Below are 1,522 nucleotides of genomic sequence, written 5' to 3' on the forward strand. Positions count from 1 at the left end.
CAAGGCCATGAAGTTACGGGTCGGGTCGTGGCCGCAAGTGAGGGCTGATCTGGAAAGACGCCGGACGCGAGAAGCGGAGCCCCGGTAGAACTGGCTCGTCCGCCAAGACAAGCCGTTCACAAAGACCGGAGGCTCCGCTGTCCGGACAGTCTGTCATCACCCGTGAAATCACGGTAGCCGAAGGCGTCTTCGCCCCGGGACATCTGGGCGAGTTAACCCAGGTCGTGCCCTTCGAGATGGTCGATGCGGTCCTCGCCGAGTGCGGGGCGGTTCAGCAGCGGCTGCGGAAACTGCCGGCCCGGGTGGTGGTCTACCTGCTGCTCGCCGCCACACTGTTCGAGGAATGCGGCTACCCGGCCGTGTGGCGCAAGCTGACCGGCGCCCTTGAGGCCCTGCCACTGCCGACGGTGACCGCGACCGCACTGTGGCACGCCCGCACCAGGCTCGGCGCACGCCCGCTGCAGGCCCTGTTCGACCTGCTGCGCGGCCCGGCCTCGGCGGTCCGCACCGCCGGGACCCGCTGGGCCGGACTGCTGGTGGTCGCCATCGACGGCACGTACCTGGACGTCGCCGACGACGCAGACGTGCGCGCCCGGCTGGGCAAGGGAGCCAACCAGTACACCGCCGCCTCCGGCTACCCGCAGGTCCTGCTGGTCGCCCTGGTCGCCTGCGGCACCCGCGCGGTCATCGACGCGGTCTTCGGCCCCCGCAAACCCGGCGAGCCCGTCCTGGGACGCCGCCTGCTGCGCTCACTGCACCAGGACATGGTCGTACTGCTGGACCGAGGCTTTGCCACCAACGCTTTCCTCCAAGCCGTGGCCGGCACCAGTGCCGACTTTCTGGCCCGGCTCTCCGCAACGCGCAAACCGCCCGTCCTGCACCGGTTCGACGACGGCTCCTTCCTCTCCCAGATCAGCACGGTTCAGGTCCGCATCATCGAATGCGAGATCACCATCGCCACCACCGCCGGACGGCACAGCGGCGTCTACCGCCTGGCCACCACCCTGCTCGATCCCCACCGCTATCCAGCCTTCGAGCTGGTCAGGCTGTACCACGAGCGATGGGAAGTGGAGTCCGCCTACTTCGCGATCAAGAAGTCGGTGCTCGGCCGACGCGTGCTGCGGGCCCGCACCCTGCCGGGCATCGCGCAGGAAATCTACGCCCTGCTGACCGTCTACCAGTCGATAAGGATCGCCATCGCCGACGCCACCAGCACCGTCCCCGGGGCCGACCCGGACCGGGCCAGCTTCAGCATCGCTCTCCACACCGCCCGCGACCAGGTCGTCCAGGCAGCCGGCGTGATCGCCGGCACCACCATCGACCTCGTGGGCGCCATCGGACGAGCAGTCCTCAACAACCTCATGCCCGCCCGCCGACTGCGCCTCGGTCCCCGCGCCGTGAAGCGTCCGATGTCCCGCTATGCCTACAAGAGCCTGCGCGTCGACCGACACACCTACAAGGCCACCGTCAGCATCGACATCCTGTTGACAGCACCCATCAGCCCATAAACTTCATGGCCTTG

General features: G+C 68.4%; 1 protein-coding gene. It reads left to right on the forward strand.

Annotation, left to right across the window (positions count from 1 at the left end; translation table 11 throughout):
- The first annotated feature begins 203 nt into the window (after window positions 1–203).
- Complete coding sequence (locus ACZ5NH_RS45505; RefSeq protein WP_468784371.1) at window positions 204–1,508, forward strand: IS4 family transposase; 1,305 nt, start codon at window positions 204–206, stop codon at window positions 1,506–1,508.
- Window positions 1,509–1,522: the final 14 nt, after the last annotated feature.

This window comes from Streptomyces sp. NPDC031426 (genome assembly GCF_055581585.1).